Source organism: Rhizobium sp. BK316 (genome assembly GCF_014193695.1).
In the GTDB taxonomy this organism is placed as follows: Bacteria; Pseudomonadota; Alphaproteobacteria; order Rhizobiales; family Rhizobiaceae; genus Rhizobium.
Genome location: NZ_JACHZR010000001.1, coordinates 1,858,684 through 1,880,493, shown reverse-complemented (window position 1 = coordinate 1,880,493; position 21,810 = coordinate 1,858,684). Strand labels below are relative to the sequence as shown.

Below are 21,810 nucleotides of genomic sequence, written 5' to 3'. Positions count from 1 at the left end.
CCCTCGGCAGGCGCCGGATCAAGGCGGACGAAGGGATTGGAGGTCAAGAGGATGAAGAGGATGAAGGCGACCGAGATCCAGGCCTGGACGGAGAGCACATTGGCCTTCAGCCTATCGGGCAGATTGCGGCCGAAGATCGCCACCAATGCGCTGAACAGCGACAGGATCAAGAGCCAGAGCATCATCGAGCCCTCGTGATTGCCCCAGACGCCGGAATATTTGTAGATCAGCGGCACCAGCGAATGCGAGTTCTCCCAGACGTTCTCAACCGAGAAGTCGGAGACGACATGGGCATAGGTCAAGACGCCGAAGGAGAAGGCGACGAGGGCAAAGAGCAGGATGGAGCCAAGTGGCGCCACATCCATCATCGCCTGATCGCCGCGCCTGGCACCGATCACCGGCACGAGCGACAGGACGATGGCCGTTGCGAGCGCCAGAACCAGCGCATAATGGCCGATCTCGATGATCATGGCGTTGCCTTCGTTTGCTGGGCCTGGGCCTCCTGGCCTTTTGCTGCCTCGCCCTTGGTCGCCTCGCCTTGTCCGGCTCCCTTGCCCTCTTCCCACAGGCCTTGCGCCTTCAGCCTGTCGGCCACGTCCTTCGGCATATAGGTCTCGTCATGCTTGGCCAGCACGGTATCGGCGGTGAAGACGTTGCTGCCGGTCTCGAACGTCCCTTCAGTCACCACCCCCTGCCCTTCGCGAAACAGGTCCGGCAGGATGCCCTGGTAGCGGACAGTGACGATCTCACCGCTCGGGTCGGTCACCGCAAAGCGCACCACCGAACCCTCGCCGCGCACAACGCTGCCCGCTCCGACAAGGCCGCCGAGGCGGATGCGGGTGCCGGGCGCCACCGGGTTGTTGGCCAGATCGCCCGGCATGTAGAAATAGGCGACCGACTGGCTGAAGGCGAACATGACGAGCAGCACGGCGACAAGGATGAAGCCCATGCCGCCGGCAATCACCGCCAGGCGTTTCTGCTTGCGCGTCATTCCACCGATCCTTCCGTGGCCACCGAGCCTTCCGTGGCGATGCCGAGTTCTCTAGCCAGAGCCAGCAACTGCCTGCCCTGATCGCCGGAGGCCGGGAAGGCGGCGAGCCCGCGCTTCAGGGCATCCGCGGCGCGATCCTTGTCGTTCAAGACGGCGTAAGAGCGGACGAGACGCATCCAGCCCTCGAAATTGTTGGGATCGGCAGACAGTTTGGCATCCAGGCTTTCCACCATGGTGCGGATCATCTGCTGACGGTCGCCGCTGCTCAACGTCTCGGCCGCAGCGACATCCTCCGCCGTCGGGCCGCCCGGAACTGACGGTGGTGCGGCAGGCTCGGCCGCCGGTGCAACCGCCGCGCCGCCGTTTTTGGCGATATGCTCGTTGACCAGCGGCAGCCACGGCGCGTCGGCCGGCGACTGCTTGGCCAGATCCTCGAAGGCGCTGCGTGCCGCATCCGGCTGGCCAGCCTGCTCCAGGCTCAGCGCCACATAAAAACGCGCTCGCGGGTTGTTCGGCTCAAGCGTGAGGATCTGCTTGAGTTCATCGAGCACCTCTGCCGTCACTATGCCATTTGAGGTGGCCATGAGCGCTTCCGACAGCCCTTCCAGGCGGGGGACATTGGCTCCGTCCAGGCGAAGTGCGGTTCGATACGCCTTTGCCGCATCATCGACCCGGCCCATCCTAAGGTAAACGGGGGCAATAACGTCCCATAGCCGCCCGTCCTCGGGATGACCGGCCAGGTGATCTTCCATCTTCCTCACCAGGATTGCGAGATCCTCGCCCGGCTCCGCAAGCCTTGCCGCCAAGGGACGAGAGGGGAGGTCGGGGGAACCGAGCGAGATGTAAAGAGCGATGCTGAGCAAGGGCAAGAACGCGACTATCCCGTGCTTCAGCCATCTGCCGGAGCGTTGCGCGCTCTGCGCCGGCCGGCGGTTATCCACAGCCTTGAACAGACGCCGCGCCGTTTCTGCTTTAGCCAATTCGTATTCGTCCGGCGAGATGCGTCCGGAGGCGATATCCTCGTCGAGTTCGAAAAGCTGGTCGCGGTAGACCTTGCCGGCATCCGCTTTGGCGCTCGCCGCCTTGCGGCCGCCCGTCGAAAGTGGATGAAGCAGGATGGCAGTCACTGCGGTCGTCATCAGCGCGAAGAGAATCCAGATCGTCATTGTTGCAGCCATAATGGCTCAACACATAGCCGCAGCAGCGGACCGGACATTGACAAGGATCAATTATTTCGGTGTTCGTCCCGGTCGCCCAGTGAAGACATAACCGACGCCGCGCACCGACTGGATGAGATCCGGGCTCTTCGGATCATCCTCTATCTTCTTGCGCAAACGGACGATCTGGGCGTCGATTGCGCGATCGAAGGCTTCGAGATTGCGGTTTCTCGTCAGATCCATGAGGGTGTCGCGCGAAAGAACGCGGCCGGGATTACGCACGAACACGAGCAGCATGTCGAACTCGCCCGTCGTCAAGGCAACGTCGTCGCCCTGGGGTGAGGTCAATCGTCTCCGAGACACATCGAGGCACCAGCCTTCGAAGGCGAGCGTTTCGTCTTCTCCATTGGAGGCGCGGGTGGCGTCCGAGGACGTGCGGCGTCGCAGAATTGTCCTGAGACGAGCCAGCAGCTCCCTCAGGTGAAAGGGCTTGGCGATGTAATCATCGGCGCCGATCTCGAGGCCGACGACCTTGTCCGTGACATCGTCCTGACCGGTCAGCATGAGAACCGGCACGTCAGATGTGCTTCGAAGCTCCCGAAGCAACTCGAGACCATTCTCGCCGTTCGGGAGCACCAGATCGAGAAAAATTGCCGCGTATGAGTTCTTGGCAAGTTCGGAACGCATCGCCGCGCCGTTCGCGACCGCGTTCACCTTAAATCCGTTATCTTCGAAGTAACGCACCAGCATCTGCCTGATCCGCGCGTCGTCATCGACCACCAGAATACGGTCCGGTTCCATTGTCCTCATTGAGCTCGTTTTCGACCTGCCAATGAGATAGCGCAGGAATCCGGCCAGCGCCACCGCTCTCAGCGCCTTATACGATAGTTCCCAAAGAAACCTTGTGATGACTGGCTCGCCTGGTGGGCTTCATCACGATAGCGTCCGACAGCATAGCAGGCTGCGTGATCGTCGCGAACAGACCTCGTGCAGCAGAATGACATTTTCGATGCTGAGCGTTGAGCCCTTCACGCAGACCCCGCACCGTGCGAGGGCGGCAAGTCATCCTGCAGCATCCTCGCTCAGCCCATGAATGGTATGACCGTAAAAGCCTTTCATTGGTGAAAGAGCATCTTTTTTCCGGCTGACGCGATCACTTAGCGGTCGGATCGGAATCATCGTCGGCAATCACCCGCCAGGAAGCGCCCTCCAGATCGTCATACTGACCGCTCTTCAGGGACCAGAGGAACGCCGCCAGCCCGAGGCCGCCCATGAAAAGCGCGATCGGGATCAGATAGATGAGCATGTTCATGCGGCTTCGACCTCCTGATTGCGGATCGGCCTCTGCGAAGCCGCCAGGGGAGTGCTTCGCGCTGTAAAGGCGTTCAGACGCAGGGCGTTGGTGACGACGATGATCGAAGAGGTCGACATCGCCACGGCGGCGATCAGCGGGGTCGCAAGGCCGGCGATCGCTATCGGCACGGCAAGGATGTTGTAGCCGATCGCCAGCGCGAAATTCTGCCGGATGAGCGCAGCCGAGCGCCGGGCGATCCGAATCGCGTCGGGTACTGCATCAAGCCTCTCGTTGAAGAAGACGAGGTCGGCCGCCTGGCGCCCGATGTCGGAAGCGCTGGATGGCGCCATCGAGACATGGGCTGCGGCCAGCGCAGGCGCGTCATTGATGCCGTCGCCGACCATCAGAACGCGGCGCCCCTCCTCCCGCAAAGCTTCGCAAGCTTCCACCTTCTGCTTCGGGGTCAGTGCGCCGAGGGCGCGATCGACGCCAAGGCTGCGTGCCGTGCTGTCGACGACGGATTGGCGGTCCCCCGAAAAAATCAGCGTCTGGAGGCCGGCCGACTCCAGATCAGTGACCGCTTCGCCAGCTCCCGGACGAAGCGTATCATCGAAGAAGAAACATGCCAGCGCCACCCCGTTTGCCGAAAGCACGACTTCGGAAAGCGGACTGTCTGATGTCGCGGTCTCGGCCTTGCCGCAGGAGAAGGATGCGTTTCCGAGCCTGTAGACGACATCCCCACGCGAGGCTTCAAGACCGCCACCTGCGACCTCCACCACGCGCTCGAATTGCTCGGCTACATCAGCATGGCGGGCAAGCGACCGCGAGAGCGGATGCCTGGAATGCTGAGCAAGTCCCGCGGCGATCGCGATGCTCCCGATATTGTCGGCCTCGGTCCGTACGAGCCTCGGTTGCCCAAGCGTCAGCGTCCCCGTCTTGTCGAAGGCAACGGCATCGATCTCGGCAAGCCGCTCGAGCGCGGAACCGTCCTTGACCATGACGCCCCTGCGAAAAAGCTCGCCGGCTGCGACGACCTGCACGACCGGAACGGCGAGCCCAAGAGCGCATGGGCAGGTAATGATGAGCACGGCGACGCCGACGAGCATCGCCTGCTTCCAGTCGCCGCCGATGATCCCCCAAGCCAGAAACGACACCAGAGCGAGCAGGTGCACGGCGGGCGAATAGAGTGCCGCGGCCCTGTCGGCGATCCGCCGATAGCGCGCCCGTCCGCCTTCCGCGGCCTCCATGAGGCCGATGATCTCGGCAAGCAGCGAGTTGCGTGCGAGCTTGGTTGCGCGCACGGTGAGCGAGCCTGTCAGGTTCATTGCCCCGGAATGGATTTCCGTGCCGGGCTTGACGGCGACCGGACTGCTCTCACCGGTCACGATCGACAGGTCGAGATCACTCTCGCCGCTGGCGACGATACCGTCGACCGGAATGCGGTCGCCGGCCGCCACGGCAATCTCGTCACCGACGGCGATTTCCTCTATCGCCACGTAACGTCTCGATCCGTCGGCCGCTACCACCAGCGCCCCTCGCGGGGCAAGCCGCGCCAGCCCGTTGATCGCTGCGCGCGCCTTCTCGCGCATAATGTGGTCAAGGGTGCGGCCGATCAGCAGAAAGAACAGCAGCGATACGGTCGCATCGAACCAGGCATGCTCGCCGTGATGCATCGTCTCCCAGAGCGAAACGGCATAGGAGAGCGTCACGGCAAGTGAGATCGGCACATCCATGTTCGTGCGTCCGCGCTTCAATGCATTCCAGGCTGATCGAAAGAAAAACCGACCCGAATAGATGAGCGCAGGGGCTGCGATCATTGCCGAGATCCAATGGAACATGTCACGCGTCGCGGCATCTGCGCCCGACCAGACGGATACCGACAGCAGCATGATGTTTGCCGCGGCGAAGCCCGCAACCCCGACCGCAAGGAGAAGCTGGTTTTTTGTCTTGTCGTTTTCCGGTGCAAGCGGCGCGAAGAGATGAACCCTGTATCCGGTCGCGCTGATTGCGGTGGTAATGCCGGTGGGATCGACCGTTTTGTTATCCATCTCCTCGGCATAGACGCAGCTCACGCGCCTGGAGGTGAGGTTCACTCTGGCCTTTCGCACGTAGGGCAAAGCCGACAAGGCTCGCTCGATCGTCGATATGCAGGCACCGCAATGGACGTCGGGCACGCTGAGATCGAGCTGACGAAGGCCACCGCCGAGCGCATGGCTGGCGAGGCCGATCTCCTCGGCGCTGAAGGAGGTCGTGCTCATCGCCAGCACGCCGTCGGCATTCATGGTGCAGCAGGTCATTGGCCAAACTCCGCAGTGTCGATGCGCACGGCCTCGTGCATGACGATTTCGCCGCTTCGGCGCGATGTCACCTCGACGATCCAGTCCCCCGTCGCGACCGCGTGATCCGCCTCGAACTGGCCTTCAGAGAGTTTGGTCAGGGCAACGCGAAAATCCTCATGATCGCCGACCGGCCGTTTGAAATTGGCCACGATGTCGTCGACAGCGGCCGGCGAGCCGTCCCTGTTGCTGATATCGTAGTGGATTTCATCGCTCTTCAGCGAGAGCTTGCCGGTGATCCCGGAAGCAGCCATCGCCTTCATGGCGGCCGCCTTCTCATTGAATTGCTGGCTGGCGACATAGGTGTTTTCGACCACGAGCCCGCTCCAGCTCGACGAGGCGTACCAGGCCATCGTAAAGTTGACGGCGATAATGACGCCGAAAAATGCACCCGTCGTCAGCAGCATATGCGTGCCGGTAAATCCTTGCGTACGGGGGCTCATCTGACATCTCCTGGGGCGTTGAATGCAGCCCGATAGGCCGCGCGATCGGCATGGTCGGCATCTTCGATCGAAAAGAGGAATTCGTTGACGGCATCGCCCGTCGGCTTGCGGGTGACGAATACCTTGAGTGTCGTGGCAGCGTCAGGCGCGGCGTCGATCGTGAACCGACGTCCTTCCTCCTTGCCGAGTTCAGGAATCCGCATCGTTGCGCCCTCGATGCCCGACAGGGTCAGTTCGATCGTGCGCGGTTTGGGAACCATGTTGAGGACGCGCAGCGTGTATCCGTTGCGGATCGATCCGTCGCTTTCCAGCACATATTGCGGATTGCGGTCATGGACGACATTGAGCTCCAGCCGTTCGCGCATCGACAGGTGCACGAGCATGGCAATGCCGATGCAGGTCCAGACGGTTGCATAGAAGACGATGCGCGGCCGGAAGATGATGCGCCAGTCGAAATGCCGAATGCCGTCGATAAATGAACCGTCCGGATTTCTGACGCGTGCCGGCTGGACGGATGTCCTGCCCCCGTCCGTGGCGATGTTCATATTGCTCGCATATTCGCTGAGCGTCGCATAGGCGATCAGGCCGCGCGGCTTGCCGATCTTGTCCATGACGTTGTCGCAGGCATCGATGCAGAGCGCGCAGGTGATGCACTCCATCTGCTGGCCATCCCGGATATCGATGCCCATCGGACAGACCGCAACGCAGGCATTGCAGTCGACACAATCGCCGACGGCCTGTCCCTCCACCTGCGTCTTCTTGGCATGGCGCGAGCGCTGTTCCCCGCGCCAGTCATTATAGGTCACGACCAGCGAGTTCTCGTCGAGCATGGCGCCCTGGATGCGCGGCCAGGGGCACATATAGGTGCAGACCTGTTCGCGCAGGAGCCCGCCGAAGACGTAGGTGGTCGATGTCAGAATAGCCACTGTGGCATAAGCGACAGCCGGAGCCTGCCCGGTGAAGAGCCCTTTGACGAGGGTCGGCGCATCGGCGAAATAGAACACCCAAGCGCCGCCGGTGAAGACGCCGATGACAAGCCAGATCGCATGCTTGAGCAGGCGCTTGCGGAGCTTGTCGAACGTCCACGGTCCGGCGTCGAGCTTCATCCTCGCATTGCGATCGCCTTCGATGGCACGCTCGACGACGAGAAAGAGGTCGACCCAGACCGTCTGCGGACAGGCATAACCACACCAGGCACGGCCGACGGCCGAGGTGACCAGAAACAGCCCGAAACCCGCCATGACCAGCAATCCGGCAACATAGTAGAATTCCTGAGGCCAGATCTCTATGAAGAAGAAGAAAAAACGGCGCGACGACAGGTCGATCAGGATCGCCTGATCCGGCGCATAGGGTCCGCGATCCCAGCGGATCCAGGGTGCAAGATAATAGATCGCCAGCGTGATCAGCATCACGATCCATTTGAACCGGCGAAAATGTCCTTCGACCCGTTTGGGAAAGACCTTCTTGCGCGCCGCATAAAGCGGCTGACGGTTGCGGCGGGCGTTGACCGGCTCCGCGTTGACGCGTTCCACTGATTCGGGATCGGGGGCTGTGTAGAGGTTCATGGGCCTATTCCGGTTTGTGACTGCCCTTCTCCTCCGTTTCCGACACGCGATCCTTGATTCATGTCAAGACGTGGTCCGCGAGGAGGAAGGCCCTGCCCGGGCAGGAGATGCAGCCCTGAAGGAGCCGGGCAATCGATAGGCATAGGCAATTGCGTTCAGTCGCTCTTTGCGTTTGATCAAAGAGAAAGGCCGCGCCCGGGAGAGGGGGCACGGCCGTAGAGGACAACGGGGAGAAGCCGCTGGGACGTCCTCGTCTGCAGGTCTAGCGGCTCGTCGGGTTGTGATCTTTGAGGCAGATCAAGCTTACGATCGAACTGCCGATCCTTGCGGGATCTTCCTGCTCACAGGCCGGCGGGGCGGACCTTGCACGTATCGACACACGCGAGTGGATCACCGCGCGTGGCGTGCCGTAGAGCTCAAGGAGTGCATTATGATCATGGTTCGTCATCGTGCCCGCCCCTCATTTGCCGCCGCCAAGCGCATGGACGAAGACGGTGAGCTCCTTGACGGTGGTGTCTCCGAGGCGCACGGACCAGGCCGGCATGACACCATGCTTCGGAGCCGCGACCTGGCGAGCGATGGCGTCCTCACCCCTGCCCTTAAGCCAGATGGCATCGGCAAGATCAGGCGCGCCCATATCCGGCTTGCCCTTGGCATCCTCGCCGTGACAAGCCGCACAATTGTCGATGAACAGCTGCTTGCCGGGTTCCACCAGGGCTTCGTCCGATGGCTTGTTCGTCAGGCTCCAGACATAGGCTGCGACCTGCCGTATCTGATCCTTGTCGAGCATGTCGACGAAGGCCGGCATTTCGGAAACATGCGTGTCTGAATCACCGTCGAAGCGGATGCCGTGAGCAATCGTCGTCTGGATGGAATCAAGGTCGCCGCCCCAGAGCCAGTCGTCGTCGTTGAGGTTGGGAAAACCCGGTCCGCCACTTGCACCCGAACCGTGGCACGGAGCGCAGTTGACCTTGAAGGCGGAGGCGCCGCCGGCGATCGCGAATTCGCGAAGGCCGGGATCGGCGTCGATTTCCTGCACGGTCTTGGCGGCGATCATGTCGTGGAACTTCATCTGCGACGCCTTGGCAAGGTCAAGGTCCTGCTGCAGCTCGGCACGGCTGGAAAAGCCGAAATAGCCCTTCGTGGCCGATGTGATCATCGGTATGGCCGGATAGGCGATGGCATAGCCGATCGCCCATAGAATCGTCGCGTAGAAAGTCCACACCCACCACCGGGGCATTGGATTGTTCAGTTCACGGATGCCGTCCCATTCATGGCCGGTCGTCTCGACGCCGCTGATTTCATCGATGTGTTTTTCCGACATCTCAATCATCCTTCAGGGGAATGTTGGCCGCGTCCTTGGCAGCCTGCTTGCCGCCGGGACGGAGCGTAAAAATCACTGCTCCGATGAAGAAGGCCGTCATTGCCAGGAGGCCCCAGCTGTCGGCGAAGTGCCGCATTGCGGTGTAGGTTTCCATGTTTCCCCTCATCGGTAGCCGGTGGCGTCGTCATAGGTCGAGAAGTCGACGAGCGTGCCGAGCATCTGCAGATAGGCCACCAGGGCGTCCATCTCGGTGAGCTTCGAAGGATCACCGTCGAAGTCGCCAACCTTGGCCTTGGGATACCGCGCGAGAAGCGCGGTCGTATCGGCATTCGGGTCGGCCTGCACCTTCATGTCCGCCTCGGCATTGGCGATCATGTCTTCGCTGTAGGGCACGCCGACATCCACATTCGCCTTGAGGTCCATGCCGACATCCTTGACGGTGACCTCGCGCGCGCTGAGGAAGGCATAGCTCGGCATGATCGATTCCGGCACGACTGCCCTCGGGTTCGACAGGTGCTGGACATGCCACTCGTTGGAGTAGCGCGCGCCCACGCGCGCCAGGTCCGGACCAGTGCGTTTCGACCCCCATTGGAAGGGATGGTCGTACATGGATTCTGCGGCCAGCGAATAATGACCGTAGCGCTCCACCTCGTCTCGGAACGGCCTGATCATCTGGCTGTGGCAGAGATAGCAGCCTTCGCGGATGTAGATGTTGCGGCCTGCCAGTTCGAGCGGCGTATAGGGACGCATTCCCTCCACCTTCTCGATCGTATTCTGCAGGTAGAACAACGGCGCGATCTCGACGATACCGCCGATGCTGACCACGAGCAGCGAGCCGACCAGAAGCAGGGTCGCGTTTTTCTCGAGGATCTGATGTTTGTCCAGGATTGATGCCATGTGTCACCTCACTCGGCAGCCTGTGCCTGCGGCACATAGGCAGAAGGAATTTCGGCTTCATCGCGCAGATGGCCGCGGATGGTCATGAAGACGTTCCAGGCCATCACGAGGCCGCCGGCCAGGTAGAGGCCGCCGCCAAGCGTGCGCAGCACGTAATAGGGGAACATCGCAGCCACGGTTTCGGCGAAGGAATAGACGAGGAAGCCCTGGGAATTATATTCGCGCCACATCAGGCCCTGCTGGATGCCGGCGACCCACAGGACCGCCGCATAGACGACGATGCCGAGCGTTGCGAGCCAGAAGTGCCAGTTGACCATGCGCAGGCTGTAGAGGCGTTCGCGCCCCCAAAGCTTCGGCGTCATGTAGTAGATCGCCCCGAAGGTGATCATGCCGACCCAGCCGAGCGCGCCCGAATGCACGTGACCGATGGTCCATTCGGTATAGTGGCTGAGCGAGTTCACGGTCTTGACCGACATCATCGGGCCTTCGAAGGTCGACATGCCGTAAAAGGCGATCGCGACGACCATCATGCGGATGATGGGATCGGTGCGGATCTTGTCCCAGGCGCCCGAGAGCGTCATCAGGCCGTTGATCATACCGCCCCAGGAGGGCATCCAGAGCATGACCGAGAAGACCATGCCCAGCGTCTGCGCCCAGTCGGGGAGCGCGGTATAGTGCAGATGATGCGGCCCGGCCCAGATATACATGAAGATCAGCGCCCAGAAGTGGATGATCGACAGCCGGTAGGAATAGATGGGACGATTGGCCTGCTTGGGCACGAAATAATACATCATCCCCAGAAAGCCGGCGGTCAGGAAGAAGCCGACGGCGTTATGGCCATACCACCACTGTGTCAGCGCGTCCTGAACGCCTGAAAACAGCGAATAGCTCTTCGAGCCGAGGAAGGAAGCCGGCACGGCGAGATTGTTGACGACATGCAGCATCGCGATCGTCACGATGAAGCCCAGGTAGAACCAGTTCGCCACATAGATATGTGGTTCCTTGCGCTTCAGGATCGTGCCGAGGAAGACGGCGAGATAGGCGACCCAGACGATCGTCAGCCACAAATCCACGTACCATTCAGGCTCGGCATATTCGCGCGCCTGGTTGATGCCGAGGACATAGCCGGTCGCCGCCATGACGATGAACAGCTGGTAGCCCCAGAAGACGAACCAGGCGAGGCTGCCGCCGAACAGGCGCGCGTGACAAGTGCGTTGGACGACGTAGAAGGACGTCATGATCAGCGCGTTGCCGCCAAAGGCGAAGATGACCGCGGAGGTATGGACGGGCCGGAGCCTGCCGAAGTTCAGATAAGGAGCGAAATTGAGATCCGGGTAGGCCAGCTGCGCCGCAATGACAACGCCGACGAGGAAGCCGACGACGCCCCAGAACACGGTGGCAATCAAGCCATAGCGAATCACCTCGTCGAAATAGCCCGAGGGATCGGCCTTCTTCAGGCGCCCCGCCGGCGAGAAATCCACCTTTCTGACGAGAAGCAGCGTTCCTGCCAAAAGGCAAAAGCTCAATATCCCCATGTGGATTGAAAATAGTTGGTCGTGAGCGAAAGCAGCGCCAAGCAATGCCAGGAATGCTGCCACGGCGACCACCATGGTTTCCGTAGTATAGTTCATGATGACGTCCCCAGTGCGCAGACGACCACAGAGCGATCGCCTTTCTCGTACTTTGAGAAACGACTGTCATGGAGAGCTCACCCATTCCTTGATCCAGGTCAACGAAGGCCGGGCTTTGCCCGTTGTTACAGACTGTTACAGTTTCTTACCTTTTGGCACCGTCCGCTCATTCCGCTGTGACCGAACGCCTTTTCTATTGGCTTCACACTCAATCAAGGCACGGGGATCATTGGGATGTTGATGCAAGGCCACCAGGCATTCGAGAACGTCGATGTTGGCGCAAAGGCGGTTCAGGGCAATTGCCTGTCGTCGCTTTTCCAGATGTCGGCGACCGAGACGATCGAGGCGGGAAAGGCGATCTGTTGGGAGGGGGATGCCGCACGGCATCTGTTCCAGATCACCGAAGGGGTCGTGCGTCTACATCGCATCATTGGCGATGGACGCCGGGTCATAACCGCCTTTCACTTCGCCGGCGACGTCGTCGGCTCGTTTCTGCAAGGGGATTTCCTTTTTACCGCCGAAGCCGTGACGGATTGCAGGATTCGCCGCCTCTCGCGCAAACAGTTCCAGGAAGAGGTGGAGCGCTCGGAGCTTCTGCGGCCGGCCTATATCAACCTGCTCTGCAGGGAGACCGCGTCGGCCCACGACCAGCTCGTGCTCCTGTCCAGGAAAAATGCCGAGGAGCGCCTCTGCACCTTTCTCATGAAGCTTGCGACCCGTCACGGCGATACGCTCTGCCAGGGATTGCTCGAGGTGCCGATGAGCCGGCAGGATATCGCCGATTATCTCGGCCTGACCATCGAGACCGTTTCGCGCTCGATCAGCAAACTCGCCCAGAGGAAAATCGTCGTTCCGGACGGACGACACAATCTGCGCATCGTCAACCTTGGCCGCCTCGCGCAACTCTCGGGCAATGTGGATGATTTCTCGGACGGAACCTGCCATAGGAGTAGCGTCCACTGAATACGGAACCAATGTTTATGCCTCATCGTCTGATCTCGCCGCGCATCGCATCACCCCAGGAACTGGACGCAATCGTGCATGTTCTTGACGCGGCCGATATCATCGTGCACCGGCTTGAAGGCACGATCACCCATTGGTCGATCGGCAGCGAGAACATGTACGGCTGGTCTCGTGAAGAGGCCGTGGGCGAGACCGTCTACGCTTTGCTCGATACCCGCTTTCCCGAGCCGATGGAGGCCATACGCGCACATTTGACGACGCGAGGCTTCTGGCAGGGCGAGGTCGTGCATCGCCACAAGAACGGTCACGACATCTACGTGGCAACCCGCTGCGTGCTCGTCAATCTTCCCGACGGCGATCCCGTGATCATTGAGGCAAACAGCGACGTCAGTGCCTTACGCAGGGCGGAAGAGGCCGTACGGGCGCGTGAGGCGCACCTGTCTTCCATCCTCGATACCGTACCCGATGCCATGGTCGTCATCGATCAGAACGGCAAAGTCATGTCGTTCAGCAAGGCCGCCGAGGCGCTCTTCGGCTTCGCTTCCGACGAGATCTGCGGCCAGAACGTCAAGAAGCTGATGCCCGAACCCTATCGCGCAGCGCATGACGGATATATCGACCATTACATGCAGACAGGCGAGAAGCGGATCATCGGTTATGGTCGCGTCGTGACGGGTCAGCGCGCTGACGGCACTCAGTTTCCGATGGAGCTTCATGTCGGCGAGGCGACGGCAAACGGCGAACGGATTTTCACCGGCTTCGTTCGCGATCTGACCAGCAGGTTCAAGATCGAGGAGGATCTTCGCCAGGCCCAGAAGATGGAAGCCGTGGGTCAGTTGACCGGCGGGCTGGCGCACGACTTCAACAATCTCCTCACCGTGATCAGCGGCAATCTGGAAATGATCGAGGACAAGCTTCCGTCAGGCCCGCTGCGCGACATGCTGCGGGAAGCGCAGGATGCCGCAGCAGACGGGGCAAAGCTCACGGGACAGTTGCTGGCCTTCGGAAGACGCCAGCCGCTGAACCCGATGCAGGCCGATCTCGGCCAGCTCGTCACCGGCTTTTCGGACCTGTTGCGAAGGACGCTCGGGGAAAACATCAAATTGTCGACCGTTCTTTCGGGATCCGATTTCAACGTGCTGGTCGATAGTTCCCAGCTGCAGAACGCGATCCTCAACATCGCCCTGAACGCACGCGACGCTATGCCGAAAGGCGGTACTCTGACCACCGAGATCTCACGCGTGCAGCTCGATGCGGACTACGCGAAAATGTATCCGGAGGTTCGTAGCGGCAATTTCGTCCTCGTCTCCATGAGCGATACGGGGGGCGGCATGAGCGAGGAGGTCAAGAAGCGCGCGATCGAGCCTTTCTTCACCACCAAGGAAGTCGGATCCGGAACCGGACTGGGCCTCAGCATGGTCTACGGCTTCGTCAAGCAATCGGGCGGCCATCTGCAGATCTATAGCGAGGTCGGCCGCGGCTCGACGATCCGCATCTACCTGCCGGCGCTCTCAAGCGCCAGCACGAGGGACGAGGCCGCTGTTGGCGAAAGAAGCGAATCAGCTTTGCCGGGCGGCGACGAACGCGTTCTCGTGGTCGAGGACGACGCACGCGTCCGCAGGGTTGCGGTCGCCAGGCTCGCCGCGATGGGATATGCAGTGCTTGAGGCCGACAATGGCCGAAGGGCACTTGAACTGCTCAAAGACCAGCCCGATATCGCGCTTTTGTTCACCGATATCGTCATGCCTGGAGGCATGACCGGCGATGAGCTGGCAAGGGCCGCCCGCGTCGAACGGCCTGACCTCGCCGTGCTCTTCACGTCGGGATACTCGGAGCCCGCGCTGGCAGCAAACGAGGTCATCGCCGGCGCGCAATGGCTCCGCAAGCCCTATACGGCCCGCGACCTCGCCCTGAAAATGCGCGAGCTCATCGACGCCCGGTGACGCGAGGGCGCTGGCCTTCTCAATGAATCCCGAAATCCGATCGTGCGCCGGAGCCTGCAGGGTTCCGTGTACGCAAAATCCCCACCCTCTCCTGCCCCGCCCTTTCGCTGTACGTCGTCGAACCCGGACCGGGAGAGCCGCCAATCGCCTGAATTGGCGCCGCCAATTTGACGGGCATCAAAGAGTGCGCCGCGTGCATGTCCTAGAACCGCAGCCGAGGCCAAAATCGGCCCCGAACGATAGGAGAAATGCAATGCGTCTGAAATTTGGCCTGATCGCTGCCGCGGCGGTTCTGATGGCATCGGCAGCGCCGCTCATGGCCGCCGACCATCAGATCCAGATGCTCAACAAGGGCGCTGACGGCGCAATGGTCTTCGAGCCGGGATTCGTCAAGATCGCGCCCGGCGACACCGTCACCTTCGTGCCCACCGACAAGAGCCACAATGCCGAGACCTACAAAGGCCTTATTCCGGATGGGGCTGCGGAGTTCAAATCCAAGCCGAGCGAGCAATACCAGGCCAAATTCGACGTTCCCGGCGCCTATGTCATCAAGTGCACGCCGCACGCAGGCATGGGCATGGTGGCGCTGATCCAGGTCGGCGACAACCCCGCCAACCTCGAAGCCATCAAGACCGCCAAGCTTCCGAACATGGTGCGCAAGCGCCTTGATGCCGATCTCGCACAGGTCGCGCAGCTCACCCAATAACGTAAGGCCCTCACAGGCGGTGGCGTCATGCGCCCCGCCTGTACCTCCCATTTGCTTTGACGCTATTGCCAGCAGCGATGGAAATAGCCGCACGATCTGGCATGGTGGTCGATGTTGACGTGCGCTGGCCATTGCGGTCGGTTTTTCACGCAATCTTGCGCATATTGGCGCATTTCAATCATCTTTGGCTTGCCGCTCCGGCGCTGGCTGGCGCCCGGATGGGACCTCGGCCGCGAGCAATCGGTGGCTTGCAGACATTGTAGGCTGAGCGCGGACGCCAGATGCAGATCGACGGATCGCTCGCTGCCATCCATGATAGCCCCCAACCAGTCCGAAGCGATCTGTTCTTCCAGTCGATGGTACTCAGAAGCAAGGCACAAGCGCCCTTCGGCGACCGTGCCGCAGAGCCTTTCATTTGCATGACATGGCAGGAAATCGGCAATCGCCTTCGGAAGATCGCACCCAGAACAATAGCTCACTGTATCGGGCTTCGAGTTCCTTGAACGGGTCAGATGTCGTGCGGTTCATCGCTCACCTCTGGAGGAACAGGCTTGCGGCAATGGCAATGGCGGCAATGACCGCAGTCACGACACCCGTCCGTTGCAGCACGCCCATCCGGTAAAGCGTAATCGCGAAGATCACGATGACAGGTGTTGCTATCGAAAGTCCGATTTGCGCGTCGCTCATGAGGTCTCCTTTGCGGCGCAGGATAGCCAGTCGCGGTGGGCGCTTCTTTGAGATCGATCAAAGAGAATTCCCGCTCGGCGAGCGGTCCGTCCGAAGGGGACGCACGGCTGTTTGCGGTTTCACAAAGACGGGTGCTCGGCCTCGTCATAAGCTTGAGAACATGACCTCGATAATCTCAAGCCAGGACGCGCGCGATACGGACAATGGCGATCTCCTGGTATGGATCCTTGCCTGGAGCGAGCTGGTCGCCTTCGGGGCGCTGCTGACGGCCTTCGTCGTCGCCTCCGTGCTGCATCCAGAAACATTCGCAGCCGGCAAGGCAAGGCTTGATCATGCCTTGCCGATCGCCAACACGATCGTGCTTCTGGCAAGCGGCTGGCTTGCTGCCAAGGCAGCCGAACAGAGCGCAATCTCTCGCCGGCGCATGATGCTGCTTGCGGCGGCATTGGGCGGGGTCGTTTTCGGCGGGCTCAAAGGCCTGGAATATGCATTCGAGGGCGCGTCCCTTCTGTCCGGCGATCCCTTCTCGCAGCTCTATCTTCTCATCACCGGGTTTCATCTGACGCATGTGGCTTTCGGATCGATGATCCTCGTCCTCGTCGCGGTCTTTCCGACGCGGGAAAATGTCCATCTGATCACCACGCTCTGGCATGTGATCGACATCGTCTGGCTCGTCATGTTTCCGGTGGTCTATCTGCTATGAAGCACTCCGGTCGTCCGAATTGCTCGCGCGCTTTGCTGCTGCTCTTTGCTTTGACAGGCTGCACGTTCATCCTGACACACGCTCTGCCGGACAGCGTACCTCCGGTTCTCGTCGCTATGACGATCGCCGTCATTACCGTCACCAAGGTCCGGCTTGTCGTGCTGGATTTTCTCGGACTTCGTGGAACTCAGACGCCCTTGATCGCGGCCTTGTGGTCCTGGGCGGCACTCGTGCTGTTGATCGCGGTCGCGCGCGCCGCCTTGCAACTGTCCGTCTGACATTTCGCTCCGCTCTTCAAAAAAGCTCCCCGCGTGAGTGCCGACTGTCCGCGGCGTGCAGCTTCTCCGGCATGCCGCACATTCGTCGGCTTGCTTGCGAATGAGCAAAGAGCTCCCGGTCGAATTCCGCCATTCCCTTCCAGCGAGCCCGCTGGCTCGATTCCGACGTCACGGCGGCACCGCCACTGACATGAAAGGATGATCGATGGCTGAACGCCTGACAAAAACCGCGGCCCGAAACGTGTTCTACGGCGGGTCGGCATTTTTCTTCGCCATATTCGTGGGTCTCACTGCCCACAGTCACTACTACATCCGCACGGTTTCCACCAATGAGGCCACGCTGACGGAAAGCGTCGCCCGCGGGAAACACGTCTGGGAAAAGAACGCCTGCATCAACTGCCACACCCTTGATGGCGAAGGCGCCTATTTTGCGCCGGAACTGTCGAATGTCTGGATCCGCTGGGGTGGGGACAAGGATCCGGCAAGTGCCCGCGAGGCGCTTCACGCGTGGATGGCGGCGCAACCTTCCGGCATCGAGGGTCGACGGCAGATGCCGCAATTCAACCTGACGGACCAGGAGGTCAATGACCTCGCCGATTTCCTCGAATGGGTCAGCAAGACCAACACCCAGAACTGGCCCCCGAACCAGGCCGGCTGACAGCGAGAGGCTATAGAAATGAAGTACAAGACCCAGAGCGTCGCAATGCTCTATTTTTACGGAGCTCTCGGCCTGTTCATGGCCCAGCTCCTGTTCGGCGTGCTCGCCGGCACCATCTACGTGCTGCCCAATACGCTATCCGTCGAACTGCCCTTCAACATCGTGCGGATGATCCACACCAATGCGCTGATCGTCTGGTTGCTCATGGGCTTCATGGGGACGACCTATTTCCTGCTGCCGGAGGAATGCGAAACCGAACTTTACAGCACCAGGATCGCAATCGCGCAGTTCTGGATCTTCCTGATCGCGGCGGCAGTGGCCGTCGTCGGTTATCTCTTCCATATTCATGAAGGCCGTGAGTTTCTGGAACAGCCCTTCGCGATCAAGGTCGGGATCGTGATCGTGGCGCTGATGTTCCTCTTCAACGTCACCATGACCGCGCTCAAGGGACGCAAGACGACCATCACCAACATCCTGCTCTTCGGCCTGTGGGGTGTCGCGATCTTCTTCCTCTTCGCCTTCTACAACCCCGTCAATCTGGCGCTTGACAAGATGTACTGGTGGTATGTCGTCCATCTGTGGGTCGAGGGTGTGTGGGAACTGATCATGGCGTCGGTGCTCGCCTTCCTGATGATCAAGCTGAACGGCATCGACCGGGAAGTGGTCGAGAAGTGGCTCTACGTCATCATCGGACTGGCGCTGTTTTCCGGCATCCTCGGCACCGGCCACCACTATTACTGGATCGGCGCCCCCGGTTACTGGCAGTGGATCGGATCGCTTTTCTCGACGCTTGAGGTAGCACCTTTCTTCACCATGGTCGTGTTCACTTTCGTCATGACCTGGCGCGCCGGCCGCAAGCACGAAAACAAGGCCGCCCTTCTCTGGTCGATCGGTTGCTCGGTCATGGCCTTCTTTGGCGCAGGCGTCTGGGGTTTCCTGCACACGCTGTCGTCGGTCAACTATTACACCCATGGCACGCAGGTCACCGCAGCCCATGGGCATCTGGCCTTCTTCGGCGCCTATGTGATGCTTAATCTCGCAGCGATGGCCTATGCCGTCCCGCAAATCCACGGCCGCGCGCCCTACAATCAATGGCTGTCGATCGCCAGTTTCTGGATCATGTGCACTGCCATGTCGGTCATGACCTTCGCGCTCACATTTGCCGGCATCATCCAGGTGCACCTGCAGCGGGTCCTCGGCGAGTCCTACATGGAGGTCCAGGATCAGCTCGCTCTCTTCTACTGGGTGAGACTCGGCTCCGGCATCTTCGTGTTCATCAGCGCCCTGATGTTCATCTGGTCGCTGCTCGTCCCCGGACGGACGCGTGTCCCAAGCCCAGTGGTCCAGCCCGCCGAGTGAGGCGGGCCATTTTCCTGGAGAACAACGATGACCATAGCCTTCAACCATCCGCACAATCTTGATGTGGAAATACCGCACTACGCGCCTCAGGGAAACGAATGCGCACTCTTCGAGCATGCCTGGACGCGACAACTCCCGATCCTTCTGAAAGGGCCGACCGGCTGCGGCAAGACACGCTTCGTGCAGCACATGGCCGCCCGTCTCGGCCTGCCTTTGTCGACGGTCTCCTGCCACGACGACCTCACGGCCGCGGACCTTACCGGCCGATATCTTCTCAAGGGCGGCGAAACGGTCTGGATGGATGGGCCGCTCACCAAGGCCGTTCGGGATGGCGGCATCTGCTACCTCGATGAAATTGTCGAGGCGCGCAAGGACGTGACGGTCGTCCTTCATCCGTTGACGGACGACCGTCGCATCCTGCCGCTCGAAAGGACCGGCGAAGTGCTCGAAGCCGGCCCCGGTTTCATGGTCGTCGTCTCCTACAATCCCGGCTACCAGAACCTGTTGAAGGCGCTGAAACCCAGCACGCGTCAGCGCTTCGTCTCGATCGAATTCGATTTCCTGCCGCGCGAACGGGAGATCGCCACGGTGTCGCTCGAAAGCGGCCTTGCCGAGGCCAGGGTCGCACCGCTCGTCGAGCTTGCCCGGCGCCTGCGCGCGCTCAAGGGTCAGGATCTGGAGGAAGGTGTTTCGACGCGCCTGCTGATCTACTGCGCCTCGCTCATCGACGCCGGCCTGCCGACGATCGAGGCTGTGCGGGCAGCCATCATCGAACCGCTGACAGACGAACCGGACGTCAAGGCCGCCCTCGTCGAGGTCGCCAGGGCCTCGATCGGATAGGTGAAGCATGCTGGAATTTCTGGAACTCGAAGAGACGGTGGGGCGCGCCTGGCATCGACTGGTCGGCGACACCAGTTCATGGCCGCATCACCCTGCGGCGGCCGTTCACCTTGCCGAACTCAGACCGCAGCTTGCCGTCTGCTTCAGGGCATTCGGCGGAGACGCTACACTGCAGGTTCAAAGAGCAAGGCAGAAAACCTCGATGCACAGGCTGCGGCTGAGACAAGTCATCGGCCTCGGCGAAGAAAGATCTGACCATCCGAGCTGGGATGGCACGGCAATCCATCTGCCTGCCGTCGTCGATCTTTTCGACGAGCGCTCGCTCAATCGCGATCTTTATTCCTGGCTGGCTGCCTATGTGGCGACCGCACCGTCCGTTTCATCCCCTGCCGATCCGGCCCTTGCCGACCTGTGGCGGATCGAAACGGGCCGGGAAAATTCCGCCCTGGTCATCCAGAGGTTTCCTGGAATGGCGGCGCGCTACGCGCGGCTCACCCGGGCGCTGCTTGGCTGCCGCAGGCGCGGGACGCTTCCTCAAGCCGAACGGTGGATCGAGGAATTCGCCCAGCTGGCGCTCACCGTTCCCTTGCATCATCCCCTTCCCGACGCCGTCCGCCCGAAGATACGTGCCGCCCCTGCCGGTTATCTGCCGATGCTGCCTTTGCCGATCTGGCCGGATTTCAGGGGCCGCAGCGAGATGCACTCCTCAGAGCGCGATGATCTTCCATCCGATCAGTCGGGTGACGACCGGCAGGCGCGGCCATCGCATGAGGCAACACGCAAACGCGCCGCTGACGACCGCAAGCGCGACCCCTTCATCTTAAACCGCTTCGAAAAGATCCTCGCCATGGCGGAGATGGTCAATGTCGATCGCCCGAGCGATGACAGCGAGGAGCACGATCCGTCGGCGGCCGAGGAACTCGAGGAAATCACGCTCAGCGAAACGCGCGAACGGCCGAAGTCCAGATTTCACTTCGACTTGGACCTCTCGCCTGAGGCCGTCGACCCGACGATGATAGACGGGGAATTCACCTATCCGGAATGGGATTTCCGGAAAAACCAGTATCTCGCCGAGCATTGCCGCGTGGTGATTGGTTCGTCGCCTGACAGGGTGGACCAGGTGATCGCCAGCGACGCGGCTCTCGTTCGCAAGGTCAGGCGTCAGTTCGAGATGCTGCGCCCGAAGCGTGAGCTGCGGCGGGCGCAACTGGACGGGGATCAGATCGATCTCGAAGCGGTTATCCGCTCCCGCATCGACTTCATCGCCACCGGCCAGCCGGACGACCGGATCTATGGATGCGCGCGCCCTGCCCGCCACGAGCTTGCGACTTCGATCCTTGTCGATGTCTCCCTTTCGACCGACTCCTGGGTCGACAACCGCCGGGTTCTCGATGTGGAGATGCAGGCGCTCAACGTCCTTGCCCGCGGCCTGCAATCTTGCGGCGACCGCTTTGCCATCAAGACCTTCACGTCCAGGCGACGCAACTGGGTTCGTGTCGATACCGTCAAGGATTTCGACGAGAGTTTCTCGGCCAGGACTGCCAGCCGCATCGCAAGCCTCAAGCCCGGTTACTACACGCGCATGGGGGCGGCCATCCGGCACGTCTCCAGCCAATTGGAAAGCGACGGCGCAAGAAAGAAGCTGCTGCTTATTCTGACGGACGGCAAACCCAACGACGTCGATCACTATGAGGGTCGTTTCGCCCTTGAAGACAGCCGCAAGGCCGTCATGGAAGCACGCACGAAAGGACAGGCGGTCTTTGCCGTGACGGTCGATCGCAGCGCCGGCGACTACCTGCCGGCGATCTTCGGCAGATCCGGTTTTGCCCTCGTGTCGAACATTTCGAAATTGCCGAGTGCGCTGCCGGCCATCTACAGGAGCTTGACGGCATAACGGCGTGAAAGACCAAGCCCCCCTTTCGCACGTCGAAAACCAGGCGGAATTGTTTCCGGCCCGGTTTTTCGCACTAATAGGGGGAGGAGTAAACGGCAGGAATATCACCATTGGTCCCCTGCCGCTTGTGTCAACGGTCAA

General features: G+C 61.0%; 24 protein-coding genes. 9 read left to right on the top strand and 15 right to left on the bottom strand.

Annotated features, from left to right (window positions below):
- From ccsA to ccoN, 13 genes are all read right to left on the bottom strand, one after another.
- Window positions 1–470, bottom strand: a 470-nt coding sequence (ccsA, locus tag FHT87_RS08520; protein WP_183800926.1) for a cytochrome c biogenesis protein CcsA, incomplete at its 3' end; no start/stop codon positions are given.
- Window positions 467–991 (bottom strand): cytochrome c maturation protein CcmE, encoded by a 525-nt coding sequence (ccmE, locus tag FHT87_RS08515; protein WP_183800921.1) that lies wholly within the window; start codon window positions 989–991, stop codon window positions 467–469. The genes ccmE and ccsA, both read right to left, overlap by 4 nt.
- Window positions 988–2,157 carry a c-type cytochrome biogenesis protein CcmI gene (gene ccmI / locus FHT87_RS08510; protein WP_183800918.1) on the bottom strand — a complete coding sequence of 390 codons (1,170 nt, stop codon included), beginning with the start codon at window positions 2,155–2,157 and terminating at the stop codon, window positions 988–990. Before ccmI ends, ccmE begins: the two co-directional genes overlap by 4 nt.
- Before the next feature lie 63 nt (window positions 2,158–2,220).
- On the bottom strand, window positions 2,221–2,958 hold the full coding sequence (locus FHT87_RS08505; RefSeq protein ID WP_183727175.1) for a response regulator: 738 nt from the start codon (window positions 2,956–2,958) through the stop codon (window positions 2,221–2,223).
- Between the two features lie 343 nt (window positions 2,959–3,301).
- On the bottom strand, window positions 3,302–3,460 hold the full coding sequence (ccoS, locus tag FHT87_RS08500; RefSeq protein ID WP_132658459.1) for a cbb3-type cytochrome oxidase assembly protein CcoS: 159 nt from the start codon (window positions 3,458–3,460) through the stop codon (window positions 3,302–3,304).
- Window positions 3,457–5,739 (bottom strand): cation-translocating P-type ATPase, encoded by a 2,283-nt coding sequence (locus tag FHT87_RS08495; RefSeq protein WP_183727173.1) that lies wholly within the window; start codon window positions 5,737–5,739, stop codon window positions 3,457–3,459. The genes ccoS and FHT87_RS08495 overlap by 4 nt, the downstream gene beginning before the upstream one ends.
- The gene (locus tag FHT87_RS08490) at window positions 5,736–6,221 is read right to left on the bottom strand and encodes a FixH family protein (RefSeq protein WP_183727171.1); all 486 of its coding nucleotides are present in this window, start codon (window positions 6,219–6,221) and stop codon (window positions 5,736–5,738) included. The genes FHT87_RS08495 and FHT87_RS08490 overlap by 4 nt, the downstream gene beginning before the upstream one ends.
- Window positions 6,218–7,786, bottom strand: coding sequence for a cytochrome c oxidase accessory protein CcoG (gene ccoG, locus FHT87_RS08485; RefSeq protein ID WP_183727169.1), 1,569 nt, complete (start codon window positions 7,784–7,786; stop codon window positions 6,218–6,220). The genes FHT87_RS08490 and ccoG overlap by 4 nt, the downstream gene beginning before the upstream one ends.
- 262 nt (window positions 7,787–8,048) lie before the next feature.
- Window positions 8,049–8,234: a hypothetical protein gene (locus FHT87_RS31175; protein ID WP_246698060.1), complete on the bottom strand. Its 186-nt coding sequence runs from the start codon at window positions 8,232–8,234 to the stop codon at window positions 8,049–8,051.
- Window positions 8,235–8,246: 12 nt separating this feature from the next.
- Window positions 8,247–9,110 carry a cytochrome-c oxidase, cbb3-type subunit III gene (gene ccoP, locus FHT87_RS08480; protein WP_183727167.1) on the bottom strand — a complete coding sequence of 288 codons (864 nt, stop codon included), beginning with the start codon at window positions 9,108–9,110 and terminating at the stop codon, window positions 8,247–8,249.
- A 1-nt stretch (window position 9,111) separates the two neighbouring features.
- Window positions 9,112–9,264 carry a cbb3-type cytochrome c oxidase subunit 3 gene (locus FHT87_RS08475; protein ID WP_112546975.1) on the bottom strand — a complete coding sequence of 51 codons (153 nt, stop codon included), beginning with the start codon at window positions 9,262–9,264 and terminating at the stop codon, window positions 9,112–9,114.
- A gap of 8 nt (window positions 9,265–9,272) precedes the next feature.
- Window positions 9,273–10,007: a cytochrome-c oxidase, cbb3-type subunit II gene (gene ccoO, locus FHT87_RS08470; protein WP_183727165.1), complete on the bottom strand. Its 735-nt coding sequence runs from the start codon at window positions 10,005–10,007 to the stop codon at window positions 9,273–9,275.
- An 8-nt stretch (window positions 10,008–10,015) separates the two neighbouring features.
- A complete protein-coding gene (gene ccoN, locus FHT87_RS08465) occupies window positions 10,016–11,638 on the bottom strand; it encodes a cytochrome-c oxidase, cbb3-type subunit I (RefSeq protein ID WP_183727163.1) in 1,623 nt (540 codons plus the stop codon).
- A 234-nt stretch (window positions 11,639–11,872) separates the two neighbouring features.
- On the opposite strand from ccoN, the gene FHT87_RS08460 reads away from it, so the two are divergent.
- The 3 genes from FHT87_RS08460 (at window position 11,873) to FHT87_RS08450 (ending at window position 15,250) form a co-directional block, all read left to right on the top strand.
- Window positions 11,873–12,601: a helix-turn-helix domain-containing protein gene (locus FHT87_RS08460; protein ID WP_183727161.1), complete on the top strand. Its 729-nt coding sequence runs from the start codon at window positions 11,873–11,875 to the stop codon at window positions 12,599–12,601.
- A 17-nt stretch (window positions 12,602–12,618) separates the two neighbouring features.
- Window positions 12,619–14,544, top strand: a complete 1,926-nt coding sequence (locus FHT87_RS08455; RefSeq protein WP_183727159.1) for a PAS domain-containing sensor histidine kinase — start codon at window positions 12,619–12,621, stop codon at window positions 14,542–14,544.
- Between the two features lie 253 nt (window positions 14,545–14,797).
- On the top strand, window positions 14,798–15,250 hold the full coding sequence (locus FHT87_RS08450; RefSeq protein WP_183727157.1) for a pseudoazurin: 453 nt from the start codon (window positions 14,798–14,800) through the stop codon (window positions 15,248–15,250).
- Between the two features lie 62 nt (window positions 15,251–15,312).
- Here FHT87_RS08450 and FHT87_RS31030 read toward each other — a convergent pair whose 3' ends face one another.
- Complete coding sequence (locus tag FHT87_RS31030; RefSeq protein ID WP_183727156.1) at window positions 15,313–15,564, bottom strand: hypothetical protein; 252 nt, start codon at window positions 15,562–15,564, stop codon at window positions 15,313–15,315.
- A gap of 217 nt (window positions 15,565–15,781) precedes the next feature.
- The gene (locus tag FHT87_RS08440; protein ID WP_183727154.1) at window positions 15,782–15,937 is read right to left on the bottom strand and encodes a hypothetical protein; all 156 of its coding nucleotides are present in this window, start codon (window positions 15,935–15,937) and stop codon (window positions 15,782–15,784) included.
- A 160-nt stretch (window positions 15,938–16,097) separates the two neighbouring features.
- On the opposite strand from FHT87_RS08440, the gene FHT87_RS08435 reads away from it, so the two are divergent.
- The 6 genes from FHT87_RS08435 to FHT87_RS08410 all read left to right on the top strand — a co-directional run bounded on the left by FHT87_RS08435 (window position 16,098) and on the right by FHT87_RS08410 (window position 21,669).
- The gene (locus tag FHT87_RS08435) at window positions 16,098–16,640 is read left to right on the top strand and encodes a cytochrome c oxidase subunit 3 (protein WP_183727152.1); all 543 of its coding nucleotides are present in this window, start codon (window positions 16,098–16,100) and stop codon (window positions 16,638–16,640) included.
- Complete coding sequence (locus FHT87_RS08430) at window positions 16,637–16,918, top strand: cytochrome C oxidase subunit IV family protein (protein WP_183727150.1); 282 nt, start codon at window positions 16,637–16,639, stop codon at window positions 16,916–16,918. The genes FHT87_RS08435 and FHT87_RS08430 overlap by 4 nt, the downstream gene beginning before the upstream one ends.
- 205 nt (window positions 16,919–17,123) lie before the next feature.
- Window positions 17,124–17,576 (top strand): cytochrome c, encoded by a 453-nt coding sequence (locus tag FHT87_RS08425; protein WP_183727148.1) that lies wholly within the window; start codon window positions 17,124–17,126, stop codon window positions 17,574–17,576.
- An 18-nt stretch (window positions 17,577–17,594) separates the two neighbouring features.
- Window positions 17,595–18,935: a cbb3-type cytochrome c oxidase subunit I gene (locus FHT87_RS08420; protein WP_183727146.1), complete on the top strand. Its 1,341-nt coding sequence runs from the start codon at window positions 17,595–17,597 to the stop codon at window positions 18,933–18,935.
- Between the two features lie 27 nt (window positions 18,936–18,962).
- Window positions 18,963–19,775, top strand: coding sequence for a CbbQ/NirQ/NorQ/GpvN family protein (locus tag FHT87_RS08415; RefSeq protein ID WP_183727144.1), 813 nt, complete (start codon window positions 18,963–18,965; stop codon window positions 19,773–19,775).
- 7 nt (window positions 19,776–19,782) lie between these two features.
- Complete coding sequence (locus tag FHT87_RS08410; protein ID WP_183727142.1) at window positions 19,783–21,669, top strand: VWA domain-containing protein; 1,887 nt, start codon at window positions 19,783–19,785, stop codon at window positions 21,667–21,669.
- The last annotated feature ends 141 nt before the right edge of the window (window positions 21,670–21,810 follow it).